This is a genomic window from Kitasatospora sp. NPDC059408 (assembly GCF_042751525.1).
Classification (GTDB): Bacteria; Actinomycetota; Actinomycetes; order Streptomycetales; family Streptomycetaceae; genus Kitasatospora.
Genome location: NZ_JBHYWI010000065.1, coordinates 21783 through 47706, shown reverse-complemented (window position 1 = coordinate 47706; position 25924 = coordinate 21783). Strand labels below are relative to the sequence as shown.

The following is a 25924-nucleotide window of genomic DNA, read 5'->3' as shown; positions in this document are numbered from 1 at the left end:
GTGTTCCGGGGATTCCGGAACGCCGCGGCCGGGGGTGGGGTGGCGGTGGGTTCAGCCGTCGGTCGCCGTGGTCGTGTACGGGGCCTGGGCGTGGGTGGCGGCGTACATCAGGGCGGTCTTCATCTTGGGCCAGAAGTAGGAGTCCTGGCAGGAGTAGGCGGGCATGAAGCCGGAGCAGCCGCGGGAGTCGCTGTCGCCGACCTCGATGGTGAAGCTGGCGGTCCCGAGCTTGTCGTAGACCCAGTCGTCGGTGCCGCCGGCGGCGTCGTAGAGGATCTCGCCGGCCTGGCCGGACTGGTAGTTGGTGAGGGTGCCGAGTTTGCCGGCGAGGGCGCGCAGCGCGGCGTCGTTGCCGGTGTGGACGGTGTGGTCGTGGGCCCACGGGAAGATGACCATGCTGGCGTCGCTGTGCAGGGTGATCATGATGCCGCGGGTGTCCGCCGGGGCGGGGTCGGTGTCGCCGGGGCCGCGCACGGCCGGGTAGAGGTTGCGGAACAGCCCTTCCAGGGCGGTGTTCTCGACTTCGGAGTCGGCCTGCGGCCCGAGGTAGATCTCGGAGCACGGGTCGGGGGAGGTGCCGAGTCCGCCCCAGTGGGTGCCGGCGTTGCGGTTGAGGTCGACGCCGATCTGGCCGGAGAAGTCGCAGGCGGAGCCGTTCGAGTCGTCGGCGTTCTTGCGCTGGTAGAGCGGGTTGTCGCCGCCCTGCTGGACGATGTCGACGCCGTCGGGGTTGGCGATCGGCACGACCCAGAGTTCGGTGGAGTCGAGGAGCGCGGTGACGTCCTGGTCGGTGCCGTAGCCGCCGGTGAGGTGGTCGATCCAGCGCCACGACGTTTCGCCGGTGGTTATCTCGCGGGCGTGGATCTGGCTCATCAGGAAGAAGCGGGGTTTGGCCGAGTTCGGTGAGAGCGAGCAGTCGTTCCCGGTCCGTTTGGTGATGCAGACGGCTTTGAGGTCGTAGCCGCCGGGCCGGCCGTTCTGCTTGCGCCAGGACTGGCCGTAGGTGACCACGGTCGCCAGGTCGGGGTGCTGGGAGGCGACTTGGTCGAGGTGGGCGTAGTGGGCGTTGACGGTGTGGTAGCCGCCGTCGTACGTCTCGTTCGGGTCGCCGGCCGCCAGTTGGCCGCTCCTGGGACGGAGTTGGAGCGGCGCCTGGGCCGGGTCGGGCATCGTCCGCTCGACCGTCGGCGTGAAGCCGAGCAGTCGCAGCCGGGTGCCGTCGCGGGCGTCGCCGAGGACGAACAGGTCGTCGCCCTGCCGGTGTTCGAGCAGGTCGAAGCCTGCGCCGGTGAGCGTCTGCGCGTCTGCCGCGGTGTGGGTGGGGATGCGGTAGACGAAGACGTTCCCGGGGCCGGACCGGTGGGTGTTCTGGGCCGTCGCGCTCGGTACGGCGGTGAGGGCGAGCGCGGTGAGTGCGGCGAGGGTGCCGGCCGCGAGGGCGATGGAACGCTTCCTGGCCATGGGGGGCCTCCGAAGTCGTGGGGGTGTCGCGTGGGGGACGGGTGGTGGAGCGGGCGGGGAGCGGGAAGCAGGGAGCGCCATGCGTTTGTGTCAGGGGCATGACATCAAGTGCGCCGCACGCCACCACCACCGTCCATGAAGCAAAGCGCCGCCCTGACCGCCCGTCAACTCCCGGCGGGGAGTTTTCCGTTGCGGCCAGAGTGGTCAAGCCCGCCGGAACGGTCAAGTCCGCCAGAGCGTGCAAGTCGCCCCGGGCGCCCAGGCGGTCGAGCCGCCCCGGGTGTGGTCAGCCCTCCTCGCGCCAGCCCTCGTACTCGGCGGCGAGCGCGTCCAGGGCGCGCAGCCTGGCCGGGGTCCACCCGTCCTCCGGGGGTTCGACGACGACCAGCCACTGGGCGTCCTCGGCGTCGTCCTCGCCGGCCAGGGCGTCGCGGACGACCTCCAGTTCGCCGAGATCGGGCTGGGTGGCGCTGAGTTCCTCCGCGGCCTCGTCGGCGGCGTCGCGGTCGGGCAGGACGAGCAGCTGCCGGGCGTGCGGGTCGTCGACGTCCGGCTGGTCGGTGGTGAGGTCTTCGGTCACCGGCCCATTCTCCAGGTCCGCCGGGCGCTGCCGTCGCCCAGGTCCGGCCGGGGCTGTCCGCGCTCCGTGGGATGCTGGTGGGGATGGCCAGGAAGAGTGCACCCGACGACCTGCTCGCCCCGCTGACCCTCGCGGTCGGCCAGGAGGAGCTGCTGCTCGACCGTGCGGTCGCCCAGGTGGTGGCGGCGGCGAAGGCGGCGGATCCGGACACCGACGTGCGGGACGTCCCGCCGGGCGGGCTCCAGCCCGGCAGCCTGGCCGAGCTGACGACGCCGTCGCTGTTCGCCGAGCGCAAGGTGATCGTGGTCAGGGCCGCCCAGGACCTCTCCGCCGACTCCGTCAAGGAGGTCAAGGCGTACATCGAGGCCCCGGCCGAAGAAGTGATCATGGTGCTGGTGCACGCGGGCGGTGCCAAGGGCAAGGGCCTGCTGGACGCGGGGCGCAAGGCGGGCGGCCGGGAGGTGGCCTGCGCCAAGCTGGCGAAGGCGAGCGAGCGGCTGGCCTTCGTCAAGGGCGAGTTCCGCACGCTGGGGCGCTCCGCGACGCCGGAGGCCTGCCAGGCCCTGCTGGACGCGCTCGGCAGCGACCTGCGCGAGCTGGCTGCCGCGTGCAGCCAGCTCACCTCGGACGTCGAGGGCACGATCGACGAGACCGTCGTGGCCCGCTACTACAGCGGCCGGGCCGAGGCCACCGGCTTCGAGGTGGCGGACCTGGCCGTCACCGGCCGGGCGGCGGAGGCGCTGGAGCGGCTGCGCTGGGCGCTGGCGGTCGGGCAGCCGCCGACGGGCATCACCTACGCGCTGGCGTCCGGCGTGCGCAGCATCGGGCGGCTGGCGAGCGCCGGGCGGAACATGCGCCCGGGGGACCTGGCGCGCGAGCTGGGCATGCCGCCGTGGAAGGTCGACCGGGTCCGCCAGCAGATGCGCGGCTGGACGGGGGACGGCGTGGCCGTCGCGCTGACGGCGATCGCGCAGGCGGACGCCGCGGTCAAGGGCGGCTCGGACGATCCGGCCTTCGCCCTGGAGCGCGCGGTGGTCGCGGTGGCCCGAGCGGCCCGGGCGGGCAGCCGTCCGTCGTACTGAGCCGTCCTGGGCCGTCCTGGGCCGTACTGACCCGTACCGACGAGCGCGGCCAGGGGCGCCTCGAAAGCCCCCGCGCCCCCGCACGGTCCCACGCTCCCACGCGCCCTCGGGGGCGTCACTCCCACCGCTCGCATGGGCCCAACGCGACAGGCGCCGTGACCGGCCTCTGGAGAAGAGGGGGGTCACGGCGCCTGCCGTAGTGCTGTGTGCACCGCACCCGCGTGGCGAACGCAGGCCGCGTGCGGTGCGAGTCTCGCGCGCCTCAGGGGTCCGGGTAGAGGGCCGGGTCACCCTGCGGCGTCGGGGGCCGGTGGCCCCCGGTGGCGTCAGGCCTGGACGGCGGTGTTGACGCGCTTGGTGATGGCCGACTTCTTGTTGGCGGCCTGGTTGGCGTGGATGACGCCCTTGCTCACGGCCTTGTCCAGCGCCTTGGAGGCGGCGCGGGCCAGCACGACGGCCTTCTCGGTCTCGCCGGCGGCAGCGGCCTCACGGGCCTTGCGCAGAGCGGTCTTCAGCGAGGACTTGACGGCCTTGTTGCGCAGGCGCGCCTTCTCGTTGGTCTTGTTGCGCTTGATCTGGGACTTGATGTTCGCCACGAAGGAGCCTCAGTCTTGTCTAAAAGGTATCTGGGGGTCCCCCCGGCCGGAGGCTGGGGGAGGGTTGCACCTTCGGGCCGTCGGACCAGCTGAGAGGGCATGCCGAGGCCAGGTGCAGCTGACTACGCTACCAGGGGCCCGCCGCCCGCCCCAAACCGGCCGGAGCGCCGCACCCCGGCCGGCCGCACCTCGACCGCCCGCACCCCGGCCGGCCGCATCCCGACCGCCCGCGCACCGAGCTACGCGTCGAGGACCGGCTCGCCGTAGTGCTCGACCTCGGGGAAGGGCCGGTAGAAGCGGTGCAGGAGGTCCCGCCAGCGTTCGTACTCGGCGGAGCCGCGGAAGCCCTCGGTGTGGTCGGCGAGGGTCTCCCACTCGACCTGGAGCAGGAAGCGCGAGCCGCGCCCCTCGTCGAGGCAGCGCCGCAGCTGCAGCGAGCGGAAGCCGCGCTGGACGGCGATCAGCGGCCGGGCCTCGGCGAAGGCGGCGAGGAACTCGTCCTCCCGGCCGGGCAGGACGTCGAGCAGGGCGCTTTCCAGGATCATGGGACGCCATCCTGTCGCCGTCCGGTCCGGGTGGGAAGGCCTGCTCCGCACCCCCACGAACGACCCGGGCCGGACCGAACGGCGGCCCGCGCCGGGGTCGTGGGAGGATGGGAGGAACTATTTCGATCGGACGAGACTGTCCGGTCCCCCCGGGAAGCCGGTCAGCGATGACCCGGACGCCCCCGGCCCCGGACCAACGGAGAATCGGACCAAGGTGCCCGCGACCCCCAGCAATGTGCCAGAGCCCAGCCGTACCGACCCGGCGCTGATCCGCAACTTCTGCATCATCGCCCACATCGACCACGGCAAGTCGACGCTCGCAGACCGGATGCTGCAGATCACCGGCGTCGTCGACCCGCGGCAGATGCGTGCCCAGTACCTCGACCGCATGGACATCGAGCGTGAGCGCGGCATCACCATCAAGTCGCAGGCGGTCCGCCTCCCGTGGGCGCCGAAGACCGGGCCGAACACCGGGTCGACGCACATCCTCAACATGATCGACACCCCCGGCCACGTGGACTTCACGTACGAGGTGTCCCGCTCCCTCGCCGCGTGCGAGGGCACCATCCTGGTGGTCGACGCGGCCCAGGGCATCGAGGCGCAGACCCTCGCCAACCTGTACCTGGCGCTGGAGAACGACCTCACGATCATCCCGGTGCTCAACAAGATCGACCTGCCGGCCGCCCAGCCGGAGAAGTACGCCGCCGAGATCGCGCACATCATCGGCTGCGACCCCTCAGACGTGCTCCAGGTCAGCGCCAAGACCGGTCTGGGCGTCGAGGACCTGCTGGACCACATCGTCAACACCATCCCGGCCCCGGTCGGCGTCAAGGACGCCCCGGCCCGCGCGATGATCTTCGACTCGGTGTACGACTCCTACCGCGGCGTGGTCACCTACGTCCGTGTCGTGGACGGCCAGCTCACCAAGCGCGAGCGCATCGCGATGATGTCCACCGGCGCGACCCACGAGCTGCTGGAGATCGGTGTCATCTCGCCCGAGCCGAAGGTCGCCGACGGCCTCGGCGTCGGCGAGGTGGGCTACATCATCACCGGTGTGAAGGACGTCCGGCAGTCCAAGGTCGGTGACACGATCACGTCGATGCACAAGGGTGCGACCGAGCCGCTCGGCGGCTACAAGGACCCGCGCCCGATGGTGTTCTCCGGCCTGTACCCGCTGGACGGCTCGGACTACCCGCTGCTGCGCGACGCCCTGGACAAGCTGCGCCTGAACGACGCCGCCCTGGTGTACGAGCCGGAGACCTCGGTCGCGCTCGGCTTCGGCTACCGCTGCGGCTTCCTCGGCCTGCTGCACCTGGAGATCATCCGGGAGCGCCTGGAGCGCGAGTTCAACCTCGACCTGATCTCCACCGCCCCGAACGTGGTCTACCGGGTGATCATGGAGGACGGCACCGAGCACACCGTCACCAACCCGAGCGAGTTCCCGAGCGGCAAGATCGCCGAGGTGTACGAGCCGGTCGTGCGCGGCACGATCCTCGCGCCCAACGAGTTCGTCGGCGCGATCATGGAGCTGTGCCAGTCCCGCCGGGGCAGCCTCCAGGGCATGGACTACCTCTCCGAGGACCGGGTCGAGCTGCGCTACACCCTGCCGCTCGCGGAGATCGTCTTCGACTTCTTCGACCAGCTGAAGTCCAAGACCCGCGGTTACGCGTCCCTCGACTACGAGCCCATCGGCGAGCAGACCGCCGACCTGGTCAAGGTCGACATCCTGCTGCACGGCGACGCGGTCGACGCGTTCTCCGCGATCGTGCACAAGGACAAGGCCTACAACTACGGCGTGATGATGGCGGGCAAGCTGCAGAAGCTCATCCCCCGCCAGCAGTTCGAGGTGCCGATCCAGGCGGCCATCGGCTCCCGGGTGATCGCCCGCGAGACGGTCCGCGCGATCCGCAAGGACGTCCTCGCCAAGTGCTACGGCGGTGACATCTCGCGCAAGCGCAAGCTGCTGGAGAAGCAGAAGGAGGGCAAGAAGCGGATGAAGATGGTCGGCCGCGTGGAGGTCCCGCAGGAGGCCTTCATCGCCGCGCTGTCCACCGACGCCGAGGCCCCCAAGGAAAAGAAGTAACGGAAGAGAAGTAGCAGCGGCGGAAGGGCCCGGAGCGATCGCACTCCGGGCCCTTCCGCGCGTTCGGGGACGGTCACTTCCCGTCCGGGGAGGGTCACTTCGGCTCCCCGCCGGGCGGTCACTTCAGTGCGGCGAGCACCCCGGCGACGATCGCGGCCTTGGCCAGCCGCCCCGCCGTCCCGGTGAGCACGGTGGGCCGCATCGAGTCGTCCCCGCGGACCAGTTGGAGCATCCCGTCGTGCCGCCCGAGGCTCAGGCACTGCGCGACGTACTTGTACGCGAAGGGCCCGTCCGTGCGCCCGTCGAGCAGCTTGCCGACGTACTGGCCCATCGGCAGGGCGGTGGCGCAGCCCATCCGCAGGGTCCCGGTGCCGGGGACGGTCACCGCGGCGGCGTCGCCGACGACGTGGACGTCCGGGTGGGACACCGACCGGAGGTACTCGTCGACCAGGGCCCGGCCGCGGTCGTCGACGGCCAGTCCGGCCGCGGCGGCCAGCGGGTGCGGCTCCATCGAGGCGGCCCAGACGGTGACGTCGGCGTCGACCGGGCCGGTGGTGGTGCGCAGCCCGGTGGGGGTGACCTCGGTGACGGTGGCGTCCTCGTGGACGGCCACGCCGAGCCGGTCGAGGACGCGGCGGACGTGGGCGCGGCCCTTGGGGGAGTAGATGCCGCCGACCCGGCCGGCGGTGACGATCCGCACCCGCCACCGGGGGTGGGCCTCGGCGAGCTCGGCGGCGAGCTCGATGCCGGTGGCGCCGCCGCCGACGACGGCGAGGGTGCCGGGTTCGCCGGCGTCGCGCAGGCGGTGGTCGAGTTCGGCGGCGCGTTCGGCGCCGTAGGCGTGCTCGGCGGCGCCGGGGACGTCGTGCCAGGCGGTGCGGCTGCCGAGGGCGTAGACGAGGGTGTCGTAGCCGAGGACGGTGCCGTCGTCGAGCTGGACCTTGTGGCCGTCGAGGTCGAGTCCGACGGCCCTGGCGCGGCGGTGCTCGATGCGCCGGCCGCGCGCGAGCCGTGCGATGGCGGGCCAGTCCCGCCCGCCGCCGGCCGCCGTCTCGTGCTGGCGGACGCGGTGGAGGAGCCGCTCCTCGGGCGCGACGAGGGTGACGGCGTGGTGCCGGCCGGCGCCCTTGGCGGTGCTGAGTCCGGCGTAGCCGGCGCCCAGGACGACGATCCGCTTCTCGGTGGTGGTGCTGCTCATCTCGTCCGCCTCCCTGCGAGGTGCGCTGTCGTTCAGCGCGGTTCGGCAAGGGGACGACGCAGCCGGACGGGGTGTGACAGTGACCTGCGTCACGCCCCGGTGCTCGGCCCCTCGAAGGGGCCGAGGTGGGTGAGCTTCCCGGGGTTGACCACGACGTACGTCCCGGTGATCAGGCCGTCGGCGACGGTGAACGCCAGCACGCCGGCGACGGCGCCGGTGGTCGAGTCGTACCAGACCATGCCGGGTTCGCCGTTGACCTCGGCGAGGGCGAGCCGCAGCTCCGGCGTGAACCACTTCGCGACCGAGCCGGCGATCAGGCGGGTGACCTTGTCGGCGCCGCGGACCGGGCGGGCGGCGGCGCGGACGATGCCGCCGCCGTCGGCGGTCCACACCACGTCCGGGTCGAGGACGGCCATCAGCCCCTGGAGGTCGCCGCCGAGTGCCGCGGCGGCGAACGCCTCGACGGCGCGCCGGTGTTCGGCCCGGTCGGCGCTCGCGCGGCGGCCGCCGTCCCGGACCCGGCGGCGGGCCCGGGAGGCGAGCTGGCGGGCGGCGTCGGGGGTGCGGTGGAGCGAGTCGCCGATCTCGTCGAACCCGACCGCGAAGACGTCGTGCAGCACGAACGCGGCCCGCTCGGCGGGGGTGAGCTGTTCCAGGACGGCGAGCAGCGCGAGCGAGACGGACTCGCCGCGTTCGGCGAGTTCGGCGGGGGAGTCGGGGGCGCTCGCGTAGGAGACGGACGGCTCGGGCAGCCACTCGCCGCTGTAGGACTCGCGGCGGGCCCGGGCGGAGCCGAGCTGGTCGTAGCAGAGCCGGGTGACGACGGTGGTGAGGAACGCCCGCGGGTCGGCGACGGCGGCGCGGTCGGCGGCCCGCCAGCGCAGCCAGGCCTCCTGGAGGACGTCCTCGGCGTCGGTGAACGTGCCGAGCAGCCGGTAGGCGACCGAGCCCAGGTAGCGTCGGTTCGCCTCGAACGCGTCCGGGGCCTCCTCGTCGATCACGGGCCCAAAGGTAGCGGTCCGCACGGGGAAAGCGAAGGCCGGGTGAGCGAAGACCGGGTGAGCGGGTCCCGGCCGCCGGGACGGCCGGGACACGCGGAGGGCCGGGGCGTGAACGGCCCGGGCCGTCCGAAGGGCCGGCGAACGCGAAGGGCCCGGGAACGCGGAGGGCCGGGGCGGGAGAGTCCCGCCCCGGCCCGAACGCGACCTCCGGTCAGTCCACCTCGGCCACGGCCTCCGCGAACTGCGCCTGGTACAGCCGCGCGTACGCGCCGCCGGCGGAGATCAGTTCGTCGTGCGAGCCCTGCTCGACGATCGAGCCGTTCTCCATCACGAGGATCACGTCGGCGTCCCGGATGGTGGAGAGCCGGTGCGCGATGACGAAGCTGGTGCGCCCGGTGCGCAGCCGGGCCATGGCCCGCTGGATGAGCACCTCGGTGCGGGTGTCGACGGAGCTGGTCGCCTCGTCGAGGACGAGGATGGAGGGCTGCGCGAGGAAGGCCCGGGCGATGGTGATGAGCTGCTTCTCGCCCGCGCTGACGCCGGCGCCGTCGTCGTCGATGACGGTGTCGTAGCCGTCCGGCAGGGTGCGCACGAAGCGGTCGACGTGGGCGGCCTTGGCGGCCTCGACGACCTGCTCGCGGGTGGCGCCCTGGGCGCCGTAGGCGATGTTGTCGGCGATGCTGCCGCCGAACAGCCAGGTGTCCTGGAGCACCATGCCGATGCCGGAGCGCAGGTCCTCGCGGGACATCGCGGAGACGTCGACCCCGTCGAGGGTGATCCGCCCGCCGCTGACCTCGTAGAAGCGCATCAGCAGGTTGACGAGGGTGGTCTTGCCGGCGCCGGTGGGGCCGACGATGGCGACGGTCTGGCCGGGTTCGACCTTGAGCGAGAGGTCCTCGATGAGGGGCTTGTCGGGCTCGTAGCGGAAGGAGACGTCCTGGAAGGCGACCCGGCCGTGGATCACGTCGGGCTTCTCGGGCATGGCCGGTTCGGGGGTCTGCTCGGGCGCGTCGAGGAGTTCGAAGACGCGCTCGGCGGAGGCGACGCCGGACTGCACCAGGTTGGCCATGCTGGCGACCTGCGTGAGCGGCTGGCTGAACTGCCGCGAGTACTGGATGAACGCCTGCACGTCGCCGATGGACAGCGCGCCGCTGGCGACCCGCAGGCCGCCGACGACGGCGACGAGCACGTACTGCAGGTTGCCGATGAGCATCATCGCGGGCTGGATGATGCCGGAGATGAACTGGGCGCGGAAGCTGGAGGCGAACAGTGCTTCGTTGTGCTCGCGGAAGGTCTCGGCGGACTCGCGCTGCCGGCCGAAGACCTTGACCAGGGCGTGCCCGGTGTACATCTCCTCGATGTGGGCGTTCAGCCTGCCGGTGGAGGCCCACTGCTGGACGAACTGCGGCTGCGCCCGCTTGCCGACCTTGGCGGCGACGACCACCGACAGCGGTACGGACACCAGGGCGATCGTCGCGAGCAGCGGGGAGATCCAGAACATCATCGCGAGCACGCCGACGACGGTGAGCAGCGAGTTGACGACCTGTCCGAGCGTCTGCTGCATCGACTGGCTGATGTTGTCGATGTCGTTGGTGACCCGGCTGAGGACCTCGCCGCGCGGCTGCTTGTCGAAGTAGCTCAGCGGCAGGCGGGCGAGTTTGGCCTCGACGTCCTGGCGCAGCCGGTAGCCGGCCCGCTGGATGGCCTTGGTGGCGAGGCGGCCCTGGACGATGCCGAACAGGGCGGAGGCGACGTAGATCGCGAGCACCCAGAGCAGGACGGTGCCGATGGCGCCGAAGTCCATGCCCTGGCCGGGGGTGAAGTCGACGGAGGAGAGCAGGTCGGCGATGCCGCCCTGGCCGTGGGCGCGCAGCCCCTCGACGGCCTGCGCCTTGGAGGTGCCGGGCTCGAAGCGGGCGCCGACGACGCCGGCGAAGATCAGGTCGGTGGCGTTGCCGAGGACCTTGGGGCCGGTGACGGCGCAGCCGATGCTGAGCACGCCGAGGCCGAGGACGGCGGCGAGCAGGGGGCGTTCGGGGCGCAGCAGGCCGAGCAGGCGCTTGCCGGAGCCCTTGAAGTCCATGGACTTCTCGGTGCCCTGGCCGCCCATGAAGCGGCCGGGGCCGGCCGGTCCGCGGCGGGCGGCGGCGGCCTGGGAGTCGCTGGGGAGCTCGTCGGCCGTCGCCCGGTCCGACGGCTGCTGCCCGGCGGGCTGCTGGGGGGCGCTGGGCTTGCGGGGGGTGGTCACGCCGCCTCCTGCTCGGTGAGCTGGGAGAGGACGATCTCCCGGTAGGTCGGGTTGCCGGCCATGAGCTCGTGGTGGGTGCCGCTGCCGACGACGGCGCCTTCGTCGAGGACGATGATGCGGTCGGCGTCGCGGATGGTGGAGACGCGCTGGGCGACGATCAGGACGGTGGCGTCGGAGGTCTCGTGGGAGAGCGCCTTGCGCAGCCGGGCGTCGGTGGCGTAGTCGAGCGCGGAGAAGGAGTCGTCGAAGAGGTAGACGTCGGGCTTGCGCACGAGGGCGCGGGCGATGGCGAGGCGTTGGCGCTGGCCGCCGGAGACGTTGCTGCCGCCCTGGGCGATGGGGGCGTCGAGGCCTTCGGGGAGCTTCTCGACGAAGTCCTTGGCCTGGGCGACGTCGAGGGCGTGCCAGAGTTCCTCGTCGGTGGCGTCGGGCCGGCCGTAGCGGAGGTTGCTGGCGACGGTGCCGGTGAACAGGTAGGGCTTCTGGGGGACGAGGCCGACGCTCTCGGCGATCGCCTCGGGGGCGAGTTCGCGGACGTCGACGCCGTCGAGCAGGACCTGTCCGGTGGTGGCGTCGAAGAGCCGGGGGACGAGGCCGAGGAGGGTGGACTTGCCGCTTCCGGTGGAGCCGATGACGGCGGTGGTCTCGCCGGGGCGGGCGGTGATGGCGATGCCGCGCAGCACGGGGGCCTCGGCGCCGGGGTAGCGGAAGTCGACGTCGCGCAGTTCGAGGTTGCCGCGGCGCAGGACCTCGGTGACGGGCGCGGCGGGCGGCACGACGCTGGAGGAGGTGCCGAGGACCTCCTGGACGCGTTCGGCGCAGACCTCGGCGCGCGGCACCATCATGAACATGAACGTGGCCATCATGACGCTCATGAGGATCTGCATGAGGTAGGAGAGGAACGCGGTCAGGGCGCCGATCTCCATGCCGCCGCTGTCGATGCGGTGGGCGCCGAACCACAGGACGGCGACGCTGGAGGCGTTCACGACGAACATGACGGCCGGGAACATGAACGACATCAGCCGGCCGACCTGGAGCGCGACGTCGGTGAGGTCGCCGTTGGCCTCGCCGAAGCGGGCCTGCTCGTGGTCGTCCTTGACGAAGGCGCGGATGACGCGGATGCCGGTGATCTGCTCGCGCAGGACGCGGTTCACCGTGTCGATCTTCTCCTGCATGCTGCGGAACTTGGGGCGCAGCGCGCGGACGAGCAGGAGGACGACGGTGCCGAGGAGGGGGATGACGGCGAGCAGCAGGCCGGACAGCGGGACGTCCTGGTTGAGGGCCATGATGATGCCGCCGACGCACATGATCGGTGCGGCGACCATGAGGGTGAAGCTCATCAGGGCCAGCATCTGGACCTGCTGGACGTCGTTGGTGGTGCGGGTGATCAGGGAGGGGGCGCCGAACTGGCCGACCTCGCGGGCGGAGAAGCTCTGGACGCGGTCGAAGACGGCCGCGCGGACGTCGCGTCCGAAGGCCATGGCGGTGTGCGCGCCGTAGTAGACGGCGCCGATCGAGCACAGGGCCTGGACGAGGGTCACGCCGATCATGACGGCGCCGACCCTGAGGATGTAGCCGGTGTCGCCCTTGACGACGCCGCTGTCGATGATGTCGGCGTTGAGAGTGGGCAGGTAGAGCGCGGCGAGGGTCGATACGAGCTGGAGGACGACCAGCAGGGCGATCGGTCGGGAGTACGGGCGCAGGTACGCCCTGAGCAGTCTGATCAGCACTTGCACACTCTTGTCGTCGACGGGTGGATTCGCATCCCAATTCTCGTTCCTTCGTGCACTCGTACAGACGATTCCCCCGGCCGGGACATGAGGTTTGTCCAGTCCTTTGCCGAACCGCCGGGCGGGCCGGGTTGCGGGGTTCACGCGGGTGCCGTCCGCGGGGCACCGGGGTGGTGGCGGGGTGCCTGGCGGGTAGACCCCCTTACGGAATGACCGGTTTCCCCCTAGGCTGCTGATTGCCCCCTTGTTACTCGCCGGTACCGCACGCGTAACGGGGGACCGGCGACCGCCCCCACGGGAGCCGCGACAAATCCCTCAGACGGCCACCCGCCCCCGGAGGTCCTCGTTGAGTTCCGCGCAGTCCCTGATCGACTCCGGCAGCGCCGACATCGTCGCCGGGCGTCCCGCCTCCGTCGCCCACCTGTTCCTGGAGCGGGTCGCCGCGACCCCCAACGCCGAGGCCTACCGCTACCCCGCCCCGGTCGACGAGCAGGCCGCGGACAGCGCCCCCGGCGCCGAGCAGTGGCGTTCGCTCACCTGGGCGCAGACCGCGGCCCGGGTCAAGGCGGTGGCCGCCGGCCTGATGGCGCTCGGCATCCAGCCCGAGGACCGGGTCGCCCTGGCCTCCTCCACCCGCCTGGAGTGGATCGTCGCCGACCTCGGCAACATGTGCGCGGGCGCGGCCACCACGACCGTCTACCCGAGCACCAACGCCGACGAGACGGCCTTCATCCTCTCCGACTCCGGCTGCCGGGCGATGTTCGCGGAGAACGCCGCGCAGCTCGCCAAGGCCGTCGAGCAGATCGGGGAACTGCCCGAACTGCGCACCGTCATCCTGTTCGACGCCCCCGCCGCGGCGCCCGAGACGGCCGGGCTCGACCTCATCACCCTGGCCGAGCTGGAGGAGCGCGGCGCCGCGTACCTCGAGGAGCACCCGGACGCCGTCGAGAAGGCCGTCGCCGCGCTCGACAAGGAGCAGCTGGCCACCCTGATCTACACCTCGGGCACCACCGGCCGCCCCAAGGGCGTGCGCCTGGTGCACGACTGCTGGGCGTACGAGGCGCGTGCCCAGGAGGCGAGCGGGCTGCTCGGCCCGGACGACGTCCAGTTCATGTGGCTGCCGCTGTCGCACGTGTTCGGCAAGACGCTGATCTCGGGCCAGATCGCCACCGGCCACGTGATGGCGGTGGACGGCCGGGTCGACCGGATCATCCACAACCTGCCGGCCATCCGGCCGACCGTCATGGCGTCCGCGCCGCGCATCTTCGAGAAGGTCTACAACGGCATCGCCGGGCGGGCCCGGGCCGAGGGCGGCGCGAAGTACAAGATCTTCCGCTGGGCCGCCGGGGTGGCCCGCGAGTACGCCCGGGTCGTCCAGGAGAACCGGATCGCCACCGGGGTGGACGGCGCGCCGTTCGCCCTGCGGGCGCAGCACACGGTCGCCGACAAGCTGGTGTACGCGAAGATCCGCGCCGCCTTCGGCGGGCGCCTGCGCGGCGCGGTCTCCGGCAGCGCGGCGCTGGCCCCCGAGATCGGCTACTTCTTCCTCGGCGCCGGCGTGCCGATCCTGGAGGGCTACGGTCTGAGCGAGACCAGCGCCGGCTCCTGCGTCAACCGCAAGGAGGACGTGCGGATCGGCACGGTCGGCCGCGCGCTGCCGGGCACCGAGGTGCGGATCGCCGAGGACGGCGAGATCCTGCTGCGCGGCCCGGGCGTCATGCGCGGCTACCACAACCTGCCGGAGAAGACCGCCGAGGTGCTGGAGCCGGACGGCTGGTTCCACACCGAGGACATCGGCGAGCTCACCGCCGACGGCTTCCTGCGGATCACCGACCGCAAGAAGGACCTGTTCAAGACCTCCGGCGGCAAGTACGTCGCGCCGAGCGAGGTCGAGGGCAAGTTCAAGGCGGTGTGCCCGTTCGTCAGCAACATCCTGGTGATCGGCAACGGCCGCAACTTCTGCACCGCGCTGATCGGCCTGGACGAGGCCGTGATCATGCCGTGGGCCGCCGAGCACGGCCTGGCCGGCAAGTCCTACGCCGAGGTGACCGCCGACCCGCAGGTCCACGAGCTGATCGAGGGCTTCGTGAAGAAGCTCAACGGCGACCTCCAGCGCTGGCAGACGATCAAGAAGTTCCACCTGCTGCCGCGCGACCTCGACATCGAGCACGGCGAGCTCACCCCGAGCCTGAAGATCAAGCGCCCGGTGGTCGAGCGGACCTACGCGGACGCCGTGACCGCGATGTACGCGGGGGCCAACGAGGCCTGAGCCGCCCCCGTCCCGTACGGCCCGCGGGTTCGCCCCGGCCGTACGGGACAATGGGGTCATGCCCTCCGCACTCCCCGACGGCGATCCGGTGCCGTCCGACGGTTCCCTGCCCGCGCACGCCCTCGACGGGCTCGGCACCCGGCCGTTCGGCTTCTACCTGCACGTGCCGTACTGCGCCAGCCGCTGCGGCTACTGCGACTTCAACACGTACACCGCCACCGAGCTCCGCTCCTCGGGCGCGGTCGCCTCGCAGGAGACGTACGCCGACAACGTGATCGCGGAGATCCGGCTCGCCCGTCGCGTCCTGGGCGACGCGGACCTCCCGGTGGAGACGGTCTTCCTCGGCGGCGGCACCCCGACGCTGCTGCCCGCCCGCGACCTGGTGCGGATGCTCGCCGCGATCCGCGACGAGTTCGGGCTCGCCGACGGTGCCGAGGTGACCACCGAGGCCAACCCGGAGTCCGTCGGCCCGGCGTACCTCGCCGAACTGCGCGAGGGCGGCTACAACCGGATCTCCTTCGGCATGCAGAGCGCCCGCCCGCACGTGCTGCAGCTGCTCGACCGCCACCACACCCCGGGCCGCCCCGAGGCCTGCGTGGCCGAGGCCCGCGCGGCCGGCTTCGAGCACGTCAACCTCGACCTCATCTACGGCACCCCCGGCGAGTCCGACGACGACTGGCGGGCCTCCCTGGACGCCGCCATCGGCGCCGGGCCCGACCACGTGTCCGCCTACTCGCTGATCGTCGAGGAAGGCACCCGCCTCGCCGCCCGCGTCAAGCGCGGCGAGCTCCCGATGATCGACGACGACGTCCACGCCGACCGCTACCTGATCGCCGAGCGGGCGCTCGCCGCCGCCGGCTACCACTGGTACGAGGTCTCCAACTGGGCCACCACCCCCGAGGGCCGCTGCCGCCACAACGAGCTGTACTGGACCGGCGCCGACTGGTGGGGCGCCGGCCCCGGTGCCCACAGCCACGTCGGCGGCGTCCGCTGGTGGAACGCCAAGCACCCCGCCGCCTACGCCCGGGCGCTGGCCGAGGGCCGCACCCCCGCCCTGGCCCGCGAGGTGCTGACGGACGAGGACCGCCGCGTCGAGCGCATCCTCCTCGAACTGCGCCTCGCCGAGGGCATCCCGCTCACGCTCCTCACCGACACGGCCCGCAAGGCGGCCGCCGAGGCCCTCGCGAGCGGCCTCCTCGCCCCCGACACCTACGCCGGGGGCCGCGCCACCCTCACCCTCCAGGGCCGTCTCCTGGCCGACGCGGTCGTGCGTGACCTCGTCGACTGAATGTCGTTAACGTGGTATCAGCCGTCAGAAGGAGTGTGGGATGACCGCCATCGATGACCGGGTGATAGGGATCTTCGAGAACCTTGAGGTCCCGGAGGGTTTCAAGGCCGAGCTCATCAGGGGGGAAATCGTGATGATGGCCGGACCTGATCGGGTCCACAACTGGATTGTTGAGTCGATCCAGGACCAGATTCCCCGGGCGCGATGGCATCGCTCGGTCACGCAGGATATTGACCTCCCTGGGCTCACGAGCGAACCTCAGCCCGACTTGGTCGTCTACGAGCGAGACGCCGTCGAAGGCCCTGGTCGCCTGGTTCCTGCGCCTCTCCTCACGCTGGTGCTTGAGGTGGTGTCGAAGACCAGCGTGCTGCGCGACTACCGGACCAAGCGGGAGCTCTACGCCGAGGGCATGATCCCCGTCTACCTGATCGTCGACCCGATCAAGGCCGTCTGCGTGCTGCTCACCGAACCCACCCGGGCGAGCGCCTCGGGTCTGCCGGACTACGTGTCCGAGCGGACCACCAAGTTCGGCGAGCCCATTCCGGTGGATCTGCTGGGCGTCACGCTGGACACCTCGGAGTTCCAGACCTACGCCTGACCCGGGAGGGTCGCGAAGTCGATCAACTCTTCCACCCTGCCCAGGAGTTCGGGCTCCAGGTCCTTGTAGGAGTTCACCTTCGACAGGATGTGCTTCCACGCCGCCGGGGTGTCGACGGGCCAGCCCAGGCGGCGGCAGACGCCCTCCTTCCACACCTCGCCACGGGGGACCGTCGGCCAGGCCGGGATGCCGACCGAAGACGGCTTCACCGCCTGCCAGATGTCGATGTAGGGGTGGCCGACGACCAGCACGTCCTCGCCGGTGACCCGGGCGGCGATGCGGTGCTCCTTGGTGCCCGGCAGCAGGTGGTCGACCAGGACGCCGAGGCGGCGGCCGGGGCCCGGGGCGAAGTCGGCGACGATCGCGGGCAGGTCGTCCACGCCCTCCAGGTACTCGACCACGACGCCCTCGATCCGCAGGTCGTCGCCCCAGACCCGCTCGACCAGTTCGGCGTCGTGCCGGCCCTCGACGTAGATGCGGGACTCGCGCGCCACCCGGGCGCGGGCGCCGGGGACGGCGACCGAACCGGAGGCGGTGCGGGCCGGGGCGCGGACGGGGGCCGGGCCGGACGGGCGGACCAGGGTGACGACCCTGCCCTCCAGCAGGAAGCCGCGCGGCACCATCGGGAACACCCGGTGCTTGCCGAAACGGTCCTCCAGGGTGACGGTGAACCCCTCCGCCGTCTTCTCGCAGCGCACCACCGCCCCGCAGAAGCCGGTCGCCGCCTCCTCGACCACCAGGTCCCGCTCGGCGGGCACCTCCGGGGCGGGTGCCTGCTTCTTCCACGGCGGGGTCAGGTCGGGTCCGTACTGGCGGCTGCGCATGCCGGCGAGTCTACGGACGGACCGTCAGAGCCCGGGCGCGCCCCACACCGGGAACCAGCGGCCGAGGTCCTTCTCCAGCCGCAGGTCGTTCGCCAGCATCGCGTTGATCTGCAGCTCCAGCGGGCTGTTGCGCCGCTCCCCGCCGCCGGGCATCGGCGCGAACGGGTAGAACGTGCCGCGCTTGTACAGGTAGACCAGCGCCAGCGACTGCCCCTCCCCGTTCCGGAAGCCCACCAGCGAGCAGAGCAGCTGCGGCCCGAAGCCGTTCGCCTCCAGCTCGCTGTTGACCGCGTGCAGGTCGTTCACCAGCTCCGGCAGTTCCTCCGCGGTGTGCCGGGCGAGCAGCCACGAGTAGCCGTAGCCGTCCTTGGAGGCCTCCACCGGGACGCCGCCGCGCTCGGTGTCGGCGTCGAGCAGCGCCCGCACCTGTTGCTCGACCTGGACGAACGCGGCGCCCTCGACGGCCGCGAAGCACACCGAGCCGAGCCCGGTGGGCAGGAACCCGGCGCCGGCCTCCAGGGTGAGCGCGGCCGAGGGGACGCCGAACAGCTGGTCGAGGTCGGGCTTGACGGGCTTGGTGCGGCCGAACAGGGCGTCCAGGATTCCCACGGCGGTCCCTTCAGGCGGTCGGCGGGTCGGCGGGTCGGCGGGGCTCAGCGGCCCAGCTGGGCGGAGATCTTCGCCAGCTGCTCCAGCCGCTTCTCCAGCGTCGGGTGGGTGGAGAGCAGCTGGGAGGCCGTCTCCTTGGCGCTCAGCGCCGGGGCGAAGTAGAAGGCGTTGTAGGGCTGGGCCTGGCGCAGGTCCTTGGACGGGATCGCGGCGATCTGCCCGGTGACCTTGGTGAGCGCCGACGCGAGCGCGCTGGGCCGGCCGGTGAGCTGGGCGGCGGCGCGGTCGGCGGCGAGCTCGCGGTAGCGCGACAGCAGCCGTGTGAGCAGGAAGCTGATCGCGTAGACGACGATCGACACCAGCGGGATGACCAGCGCCGCGATCGCCGCGTTCTGGTCGTTGTTGTTGCGCCCGCCGCCGATGAACCCGCCGTACATGGCGATCCTGGTCATCGCCCCGGCGAGGACGCCGAGGAACCCGGCGATCGTCATCACGGCGACGTCCCGGTGGGCGACGTGCGAGAGCTCGTGCGCGAGGACGCCCTCCAGCTCCTCGGGCTCCAGCCGGCGCAGCAGGCCGGTGGTGACGCACACGACGGCGTTCTGCGGGTTGCGGCCGGTGGCGAAGGCGTTCGGCATGTCGCTGTCGGCGACCGCCACCCTGGGCTTGGGCATGTCGGCGAGCGCGCAGAGCCGGTCGACGGTGCCGTGCAGCTGCGGGTACTGCTCGGGGGACACCGGGCGGGCGCCCATGGCCCGTTCGGTGATCTTGTCGCTGAACCAGAACTGGGCCACGAACAGCCCGCCGGAGATCAGCACGATCAGGGGCCAGGCGCCGCGCAGCAGCACGATCAGCAGGCCGGTGAATCCGACGTACAACAGCCCGATCACGAACATGGTCCCGACCATCCGGCCGGTCAGGCCGCGGTCGGGCGCGAATCGGGTGTGCTGGGCCGAGCTCGACATCGCTTGCTCCTCCGTTCGCCGTCCGCTATCGATGCTGCCACCCGGACGGCCGCGGGGCACCACCCCCGCGCCGGGAACTGCGGGCAGGATCACCCCCGCTGCGCCGTTCCTGCCGTCGGACCCGGGCCGTACACTGGCAGGTAGGGTTCTGGCACTCGTGCGCTCAGAGTGCCAAACCCGGGCCTTCCAGGCCCGCATCAGCTCGATACGTCACAACGGACAACGTGCGAAGACGGAGGTGCGTGCCCCATGGCCGGTGAGGTCCGCCAGCTCGACGACCGCAAGCTCGCCGTGCTGCGCGCGATCGTCCAGGACTACGTGGGCACCGAGGAGCCGGTCGGCTCGAAGGCCCTGGTGGAGCGGCACAACCTCGGGGTCTCCCCGGCCACCGTCCGCAACGACATGGCGGCGCTGGAGGAGGAGGGGTACATCCACCAGCCGCACACCAGCGCCGGGCGCATCCCCACCGACAAGGGGTACCGGCTGTTCGTCGACCGGCTCGCCGAGGTCAAGCCGATGAGCGCGCCCGAGCGGCGCGCGATCCGGCACTTCCTGGAGGGCGCGGTCGACCTGGACGACACCGTCGCACGCACCGTGCGGCTGCTCGCCCAGCTCACCCGGCAGGTCGCCGTCGTGCAGTACCCCTCGCTGAGCCGCTCCACCGTGCGGCACATCGAACTCGTCGCGCTCGCCCCGGCCAAGGTGATGCTGGTCCTGATCACCAACACCGGCCGGGTCGAGCAGCGGATGGTGGACTGCCCGGGCACCGTCGGCGAGACGGCCTTGTCGGACCTGCGGGCCCGGATCAACGCGCGGGCCGTCGGCCAGCGCCTGCCGGACGTCCCGGCGGCGCTGGAGGAGCTGCCCGCGATGTTCGAACAGGTCGACCGGCCGACCGTCACCACGGTCCTGGCGACGTTGTTCGAGGCGCTCGCCGAGCAGAACGAGGAGCGGATCATGCTGGCCGGCACGGCCAACCTGACCCGCTTCGGCCACGACTTCCCGCTCACCATCCAGCCGGTCCTGGAGGCCCTGGAGGAGCAGGTCGTCCTGCTCCGCCTCCTGGGTGAGACCACGGACGCGGCGATGACGGTCCGGATCGGCCGGGAGAACGCCTACGAGGGGCTGAATTCCACCTCGGTGGTGTCCGTCGGCTACGGTTCGGGCGACGAGAGCGTGGCCAAACTGGGTGTGATCGGTCCGACCCGGATGGACTATCCGGGCACAATGGGGGCGGTGCGAGCGGTGGCGCGGTACGTGGGTCAGATCCTGGCCGAGTCGTAGCAATCAGCCACCGCTGGACAGACCAGCGGTGGTGCCCTGTCGCAGCACTACTACAGGCGGAACAAGCGGAGCATTAGGTGGCCACGGACTACTACGCGGTACTCGGCGTCCGACGGGATGCGGGGCAGGACGAGATCAAGAAGGCGTTCCGGCGCCTGGCACGCGAACTGCACCCGGACGTCAACCCGGACCCGAAGACGCAGGAGCGGTTCAAGGAGATCAACGCCGCCTACGAGGTGCTCTCCGACCCGCAGAAGCGGCAGGTCTACGACCTCGGCGGCGACCCGCTCTCGCCGGGCGGCGGCGGTGGCGCGGGCGGCTTCGGCGCCGGCGCGGCCGGTTTCGGCTTCTCCGACATCATGGACGCCTTCTTCGGCGCCGCGGCCGGCCAGCGGGGCCCGCGCTCGCGCACCCGCCGCGGGCAGGACGCCATGATCCGGCTGGAGATCACCCTGGAGGAGGCCGCGTTCGGCACCACCAAGGAGCTCCAGGTCGACACGGCCGTCACCTGCACCACGTGCAGCGGGGAGGGCGCCGCGCCCGGCACCTCCGCGCAGACCTGTGACATGTGTCGCGGCAAGGGCGAGGTCTCCCAGGTCACCCGGTCCTTCCTGGGCCAGGTCATGACCTCCCGCCCCTGCCCGCAGTGCCAGGGCTTCGGCACCGTCGTGCCGACCCCGTGCCCGGAGTGCGCCGGCGACGGCCGGGTCCGCGCCCGCCGCACCCTGACCGTCAAGATCCCGGCCGGTGTCGACAACGGCACCCGGATCCAGCTGGCCGGCGAGGGCGAGGTCGGCCCCGGCGGCGGCCCGGCCGGCGACCTGTACGTCGAGATCGCCGAGACCACGCACACCGTCTTCCAGCGGCGCGGGGACGACCTGCACTGCACCGTCACCATCCCGATGACGGCCGCCTCGCTCGGCACCCAGGTGCCGCTGCAGACCCTGGACGGGTTGGAGGAGGTCGACATCCGGCCCGGCACCCAGTCCGGCCAGTCGATCCCGCTGCACGGCCGCGGCATCACCCACCTGCGCGGGGGCGGCCGGGGCGACCTGATAGTGCACGTCGAGGTGCAGACGCCCACCAAGCTCGACGCCGAGCAGGAGGAGCTGCTGCGCCGTCTCGCGGTGCTGCGCGGCGAGGAGCGCCCGTCCGGCCAGTTCGCGCCGGGCCAGCAGGGCCTGTTCTCGCGTCTGAAGGACGCGTTCAACGGCCGCTAGCCGTCCGCGGAGGGGTGCCGGGGTCCTCGCCCCGGCACCCCTTTCGCGTTCCGTCCCCCCTGGTCGCGGGCCCTGGCCGTGGTTGCCGGCCCGGGCCGCAGGTCCCACCCCGGAAAGGTTCCCCCTCATGACCGCCCCCGTGTTCGTCGTAGAGACCGAGCGGATCGCCGCCGCCGCGCCCGGGGCCGTGGTGCGGCTGGACGGGCCGGAGGGGCGCCACGCGGCCGCGGTGAAGCGGCTGACGGCGGGCGAGGCGGTCACCCTGGCCGACGGGCTGGGGCTCGGCGTGGACGGGACGGTCGCCGAGGTGCTCGGCAAGGACGCGATCGACGTCACGGTGGCCGCCGTGCGCCGCGAGCCGGAGCCGGCGCCGCGGATCGTCGTCGTCCAGGCGCTGCCCAAGGGCGACCGCGGCGAGCTGGCCGTGGAGACCATGACCGAGGTCGGCGTGGACGTCGTGATCCCGTGGGCCGCCTCGCGCTGCATCACCCAGTGGAAGGGCGAGCGCGGCGCCAAGGCGCTCGCCAAGTGGCGCGCCACCGCCCGGGAGGCGGGCAAGCAGTCCCGCCGGCTGCGCTTCCCCGAGGTGCGGGACCTGATGACGACCCGCCAGCTGACCCCCGTCCTGGCCGGCGCCGCGTTCGCCGCGGTGCTGCACGAGGAGGGCTCCGAGCCGCTGGCCGCCGCCGCGCTGCCGGCCGCCGGGGACGTCGTCCTGGTGGTCGGCCCCGAGGGCGGAGTCTCCCCGGAGGAGCTGGCCGCCTTCGCCGAGGCGGGTGCGAAGCCGCACCGGCTCGGCCCGTCGGTGCTGCGCACCTCGACGGCCGGCGTGGCCGCCGGGGCGCTGCTGCTCGGGCGCACCGGGCGCTGGGCCTGACGGCCCCTGCGTCGGGGGCCGCCCGGATCCCGTCCGGTTTTCGCCCGGTCCCCGTCCGGATCCCGTCCGGTTTTCGCCCGGTTCCCACTCGGATTCCGTCCGGATCCCGCCCCGGTCTCACCCGGGTGGAGTCGGGTAAAAGCGGCCCGCCCCGTCCGCGTACGTGCCTACGCTGGCGGCGTGACGGAACCCCTCAGCAACCCTGTCGGCGCATACCTGCGCCACCCGCATCTGCACGGTGACCTGGTCACCTTCGTCGCCGAGAACGACGTCTGGCTCGCCCCGCTGGACGGTGGCCGGGCCTGGCGGCTGACGGCCGATCACCTGCCCGTCCACCACCCGCGGTTCTCCCCGGACGGGCGGCACATCGCCTACACCTCCGCCCGGGACGGCGCGCCCGAGGTGCACGTCGTGCCGGTGGACGGCGGCCCGTCGCGGCGCCTCACCCACTGGGGCAGCGGCCAGACCCAGCTGCAGGGGTGGAGCGCCGACGGCCGTCCGATCGCCACCACCACCGCCGGGCAGGCCACCCTGCGCCGCACCTGGGCGCACGCGGTGCCGCTGGACGGCGGCGAGCCGGTGCGGCTGCCGTACGGGCCGGTCGGCGGGCTGGCCTTCGAGCCGGACGGCGACCGGGTGCTGCTGGGCACCGTCAACAACCGCGAACCGGCCTGGTGGAAGCGCTACCGGGGCGGCCGGGCGGGCAAGCTGTGGATCGGCCGGGACGAGTTCGTCCGGATCCACGAGGACCTCGACGGGCAGCTCTCCTCGCCGCTGTGGGTGGCCGGCGCGGACGGCTCGCGGATCGCGTTCCTGTCCGACCACGAGGGCGTCGGCGAGCTCTACTCCAGCCTCCCGGACGGCACCGGCCTGCGCCGCCACACCACCTCCCCGGACGGCTTCTACGCCCGCAACGCCGCCACCGACGGCACCCGGGTGGTCTGGCACCGGGCCGGCGACCTGTGGCTCCTGGAGGACCTGGCCGAGGGCGCCGAGCCGCGCCGCCTGGACGTCCGGCTGGCCGGGCCGCGCACCGGCCGCCGCCCACGCCCGGTGCACGCCGCGCACTGGCTGGAGACCGTCGCCCCGGACCGCACCGGCCGGGCCAGCGCCGTCGTGGTGCGCGGGAGCGTGCACTGGCTGACCCACCGCGAGGGCCCGGCCCGGGTGCTGGACGAGACGCCGGGCGTGCGCGGCCGGCTGGCCCGCGTGGTGCCGGGCGAGGACGGCGCCCAGGGCGTGCTGTGGGTGTCGGACGCCGGAGGCGAGGACGGGCTGGAGTTCGCCCCCGCCGTCCACGGCGCCGAGCGCCGCCGGCTGGCCGCCGGACAGCTCGGCCGGGTCAACTCGCTGGTGGTCTCCCCGGACGGCAAGCAGGCGGCGCTCGGCGTGCACGACGGCCGGGTGCTGCTGGTGACGCTCGCCGACGGCGCCGTGCACGAGCTGGCCCGCAGCACCGACGGCGAGGTCAGCGGCCTGGTGTTCAGCCCGGACTCCGCGTGGCTGGCCTGGTCGCGCCCGGTGCCGGGCAGCGGGGCGTGGTCGCTGCGCCAGATCGTGCTGGCGAACCTGGCCACCCGGACGGTCGGCGAGGTCACCCAGCAGCGCTTCGTCGACACCGCGCCGGCCTTCACCGCGGACGGCCGCTACCTGGCCTTCCTGTCGGTGCGCAACTTCGACCCGGTCTACGACTCGCACGTCTTCGACCTGTCCTTCCCCAACGGCTGCCGCCCGTACCTGATCACGCTGGCCGCCGACACGCCGTCCCCGTTCGGCCCGCAGCGGGCCGGGCGCCCGCTCGGCGGGGAGGACGAGGAGCCGCGCGGCAAGAAGGGCGACGGCGAGGAGGGCGGCGCCGACGCCGCGCCGGTGACCAGGGTCGACCTGGACGGCATCGCCGACCGGATCGTCCCCTTCCCGGTGGAGGGCGGCCGCTTCGGCGCGCTCAAGGCGGGCAAGGACGGCGTGCTGTGGACGCGCCTGCCGCTGCTCGGCGAACTCGGCGACGAGGCGGCCTCGCTGGAGGACGAACGGCCCCGGGCCACGCTGGAGCGCTTCGACCTCAAGAAGCGCCGGGCCGAGCCGCTCGTGCACGGCCTGGACTGGTTCGCGGTCAGCGGGGACGGCAGCCGGCTGGCGGTCGTGGACGAGGGCGAGCTGCGGATCCTCCCGGCCGACCACAAGGCGGGCGACGAGGACGAGACGGCCGTCGACCTCGCCCGGCTGCGGGTGACGGTCGACCCGGCCGCCGAGTGGCGTCAGATGTACGCCGAGAACGGCCGGCTGATGCGCGACAACTTCTGGCGCCCGGACCTCGCCGGCGTCGACTGGGACGGCGTCCTGGAGCGCTACCGCCCGCTGGTCGAACGGGTCGGCTCGCACGACGACCTGGTCGACCTGCTCTGGGAGGTGCACGGCGAACTCGCCACCTCGCACGCCTACGTCATGCCCTACGGCCTGCACACCGAGCCCGCGCGGCGCCAGGGCCTGCTCGGCGCCGACCTGGCCAAGGACGGGGACCTCTGGCGGATCGCCCGGATCCTGCCCGGCGAGTCCTCCGACCCCCGGGCCCGCTCGCCGCTCGCCGCGCCCGGCGCCGCGATCCGCCCCGGGGACGCCGTCCTCGCCGTCAACGGCCGCCCGGTGGACCCGGTCACCGGCCCGGCGCCGCTGCTGGCCGGGACCGCCGGGCAGCCCGTCGAGCTCACCGTGGCCGGCAAGGACGGCACCGACCAGCGCCACCCGGTGGTCGTCCCGCTCGCCGACGAGGAGGCGCTGCGCTACCACGACTGGGTGGCCGGGCGCCGGGCCGAGACCCGCGAGCTGTCCGGCGGGCGGCTCGGCTACCTGCACATCCCGGACATGCAGAGCGCCGGCTGGGCCCAGCTCCACCGCGACCTGCGCTCGGAGATGGCCAAGGAGGGCGTGATCGTCGACATCCGGGAGAACCGGGGCGGCCACACCTCCCAGCTGGTGATCGAGAAGCTGGCCCGCCGGATCGTCGGCTGGAACGTCGCCCGGGACATCACCAGCTCGCAGCCCTACCCCGGGGACGCCCCGCGCGGACCGGTCGTCGCGCTCGCCGACGAGTACTCCGGCTCGGACGGCGACATCGTCAACGCCGCGATCCAGGCACTGGGGCTCGGCCCGGTGGTCGGCACCCGGACGTGGGGCGGGGTGATCGGCATCGACAGCCGCTACCACCTGGTCGACGGCACCCTGGTCACCCAGCCCAAGTACTCGTTCTGGCTGGAGAACTACGGCTGGGGCGTGGAGAACCACGGCGTCGACCCGGACGTCGAGGTGCCGATCGCGCCGCACGAGTGGGCCGCGGGCGAGGACCCGCAGCTGGCCGCCGGCGTGCGCATCGCGCTGGCCGCGCTCGCCGAGGCGCCGGCCCGGACGGCGCCGCCGCTGCCCTGGCAGTAGGGGCGGGTCCGGAGCGGGAAGTCGGGTGGGCCGACTT

Annotated in this window: 20 protein-coding genes; 9 read left to right on the top strand and 11 right to left on the bottom strand. The window is 72.7% G+C overall.

All coding sequences use genetic code 11. From position 1 onward, the window contains the following. Window positions 1-51: 51 nt before the first annotated feature. Entirely contained in the window at window positions 52-1461 is a 1410-nt protein-coding gene (locus tag ACFXDE_RS32635) for a M14 family zinc carboxypeptidase (protein WP_380498175.1), read from the bottom strand. 286 nt (window positions 1462-1747) lie between these two features. Continuing rightward, window positions 1748-2041 carry a hypothetical protein gene (locus ACFXDE_RS32630; RefSeq protein ID WP_380444779.1) on the bottom strand — a complete coding sequence of 98 codons (294 nt, stop codon included), beginning with the start codon at window positions 2039-2041 and terminating at the stop codon, window positions 1748-1750. Between the two features lie 83 nt (window positions 2042-2124). Between ACFXDE_RS32630 and holA the strand changes: the two genes are divergently transcribed. Then, window positions 2125-3123 carry a DNA polymerase III subunit delta gene (gene holA, locus ACFXDE_RS32625; RefSeq protein WP_380444780.1) on the top strand — a complete coding sequence of 333 codons (999 nt, stop codon included), beginning with the start codon at window positions 2125-2127 and terminating at the stop codon, window positions 3121-3123. Window positions 3124-3449: 326 nt separating this feature from the next. Here the strand turns inward: holA and rpsT are convergent, their stop codons facing one another. Both rpsT and ACFXDE_RS32615 read right to left on the bottom strand, forming a co-directional pair. Further along, window positions 3450-3719, bottom strand: coding sequence for a 30S ribosomal protein S20 (rpsT, locus tag ACFXDE_RS32620; RefSeq protein ID WP_218205877.1), 270 nt, complete (start codon window positions 3717-3719; stop codon window positions 3450-3452). Window positions 3720-3958: 239 nt separating this feature from the next. Then, window positions 3959-4264 carry an antibiotic biosynthesis monooxygenase family protein gene (locus tag ACFXDE_RS32615; RefSeq protein WP_380444781.1) on the bottom strand — a complete coding sequence of 102 codons (306 nt, stop codon included), beginning with the start codon at window positions 4262-4264 and terminating at the stop codon, window positions 3959-3961. 214 nt (window positions 4265-4478) lie between these two features. On the opposite strand from ACFXDE_RS32615, the gene lepA reads away from it, so the two are divergent. After that, window positions 4479-6347: a translation elongation factor 4 gene (gene lepA, locus ACFXDE_RS32610; protein WP_380444782.1), complete on the top strand. Its 1869-nt coding sequence runs from the start codon at window positions 4479-4481 to the stop codon at window positions 6345-6347. A 118-nt stretch (window positions 6348-6465) separates the two neighbouring features. Here lepA and ACFXDE_RS32605 read toward each other — a convergent pair whose 3' ends face one another. From ACFXDE_RS32605 to ACFXDE_RS32590, 4 genes are all read right to left on the bottom strand, one after another. Next, on the bottom strand, window positions 6466-7545 hold the full coding sequence (locus ACFXDE_RS32605) for an NAD(P)/FAD-dependent oxidoreductase (RefSeq protein ID WP_380444783.1): 1080 nt from the start codon (window positions 7543-7545) through the stop codon (window positions 6466-6468). 89 nt (window positions 7546-7634) lie between these two features. Continuing rightward, on the bottom strand, window positions 7635-8546 hold the full coding sequence (gene sigJ / locus ACFXDE_RS32600) for an RNA polymerase sigma factor SigJ (RefSeq protein WP_380498174.1): 912 nt from the start codon (window positions 8544-8546) through the stop codon (window positions 7635-7637). Window positions 8547-8757: 211 nt separating this feature from the next. Next, complete coding sequence (locus tag ACFXDE_RS32595; protein ID WP_380444826.1) at window positions 8758-10656, bottom strand: ABC transporter ATP-binding protein; 1899 nt, start codon at window positions 10654-10656, stop codon at window positions 8758-8760. A 134-nt stretch (window positions 10657-10790) separates the two neighbouring features. Next, complete coding sequence (locus ACFXDE_RS32590) at window positions 10791-12524, bottom strand: ABC transporter ATP-binding protein (RefSeq protein ID WP_380498173.1); 1734 nt, start codon at window positions 12522-12524, stop codon at window positions 10791-10793. Between the two features lie 346 nt (window positions 12525-12870). Here ACFXDE_RS32590 and ACFXDE_RS32585 point away from each other — a divergent pair, with 346 nt between their 5' ends. The 3 genes from ACFXDE_RS32585 to ACFXDE_RS32575 are packed head-to-tail and all read left to right on the top strand — an operon-like array spanning window position 12871 to window position 16679. Continuing rightward, window positions 12871-14793: an AMP-dependent synthetase/ligase gene (locus tag ACFXDE_RS32585; protein WP_380498172.1), complete on the top strand. Its 1923-nt coding sequence runs from the start codon at window positions 12871-12873 to the stop codon at window positions 14791-14793. 58 nt (window positions 14794-14851) lie between these two features. Next, window positions 14852-16081: a radical SAM family heme chaperone HemW gene (gene hemW, locus ACFXDE_RS32580; RefSeq protein WP_380498171.1), complete on the top strand. Its 1230-nt coding sequence runs from the start codon at window positions 14852-14854 to the stop codon at window positions 16079-16081. Window positions 16082-16121: 40 nt separating this feature from the next. Continuing rightward, window positions 16122-16679, top strand: a complete 558-nt coding sequence (locus tag ACFXDE_RS32575) for a Uma2 family endonuclease (protein WP_380498170.1) — start codon at window positions 16122-16124, stop codon at window positions 16677-16679. Here ACFXDE_RS32575 and ACFXDE_RS32570 read toward each other — a convergent pair. Genes ACFXDE_RS32570 through htpX form a run of 3 tightly spaced genes read right to left on the bottom strand, consistent with a single transcriptional unit; the run spans window position 16670 to window position 19077 of the window. Beyond that, window positions 16670-17503 carry a DUF3097 domain-containing protein gene (locus ACFXDE_RS32570; RefSeq protein WP_380498169.1) on the bottom strand — a complete coding sequence of 278 codons (834 nt, stop codon included), beginning with the start codon at window positions 17501-17503 and terminating at the stop codon, window positions 16670-16672. The genes ACFXDE_RS32575 and ACFXDE_RS32570 overlap by 10 nt on opposite strands. A 24-nt stretch (window positions 17504-17527) precedes the next feature. Further along, window positions 17528-18112 (bottom strand): hypothetical protein, encoded by a 585-nt coding sequence (locus ACFXDE_RS32565; protein ID WP_380444792.1) that lies wholly within the window; start codon window positions 18110-18112, stop codon window positions 17528-17530. A gap of 44 nt (window positions 18113-18156) precedes the next feature. Next, complete coding sequence (gene htpX, locus ACFXDE_RS32560; protein WP_380498168.1) at window positions 18157-19077, bottom strand: zinc metalloprotease HtpX; 921 nt, start codon at window positions 19075-19077, stop codon at window positions 18157-18159. A 249-nt stretch (window positions 19078-19326) separates the two neighbouring features. Between htpX and hrcA the strand changes: the two genes are divergently transcribed. From hrcA to ACFXDE_RS32540, 4 genes are all read left to right on the top strand, one after another. Then, the gene (gene hrcA / locus ACFXDE_RS32555; RefSeq protein ID WP_380444794.1) at window positions 19327-20361 is read left to right on the top strand and encodes a heat-inducible transcriptional repressor HrcA; all 1035 of its coding nucleotides are present in this window, start codon (window positions 19327-19329) and stop codon (window positions 20359-20361) included. 77 nt (window positions 20362-20438) lie between these two features. Then, on the top strand, window positions 20439-21581 hold the full coding sequence (gene dnaJ / locus ACFXDE_RS32550) for a molecular chaperone DnaJ (RefSeq protein WP_380498167.1): 1143 nt from the start codon (window positions 20439-20441) through the stop codon (window positions 21579-21581). 127 nt (window positions 21582-21708) lie between these two features. Beyond that, window positions 21709-22458 (top strand): 16S rRNA (uracil(1498)-N(3))-methyltransferase, encoded by a 750-nt coding sequence (locus ACFXDE_RS32545; protein ID WP_380498166.1) that lies wholly within the window; start codon window positions 21709-21711, stop codon window positions 22456-22458. 180 nt (window positions 22459-22638) lie between these two features. Beyond that, window positions 22639-25887: a S41 family peptidase gene (locus tag ACFXDE_RS32540; RefSeq protein WP_380498165.1), complete on the top strand. Its 3249-nt coding sequence runs from the start codon at window positions 22639-22641 to the stop codon at window positions 25885-25887. Window positions 25888-25924: the final 37 nt, after the last annotated feature.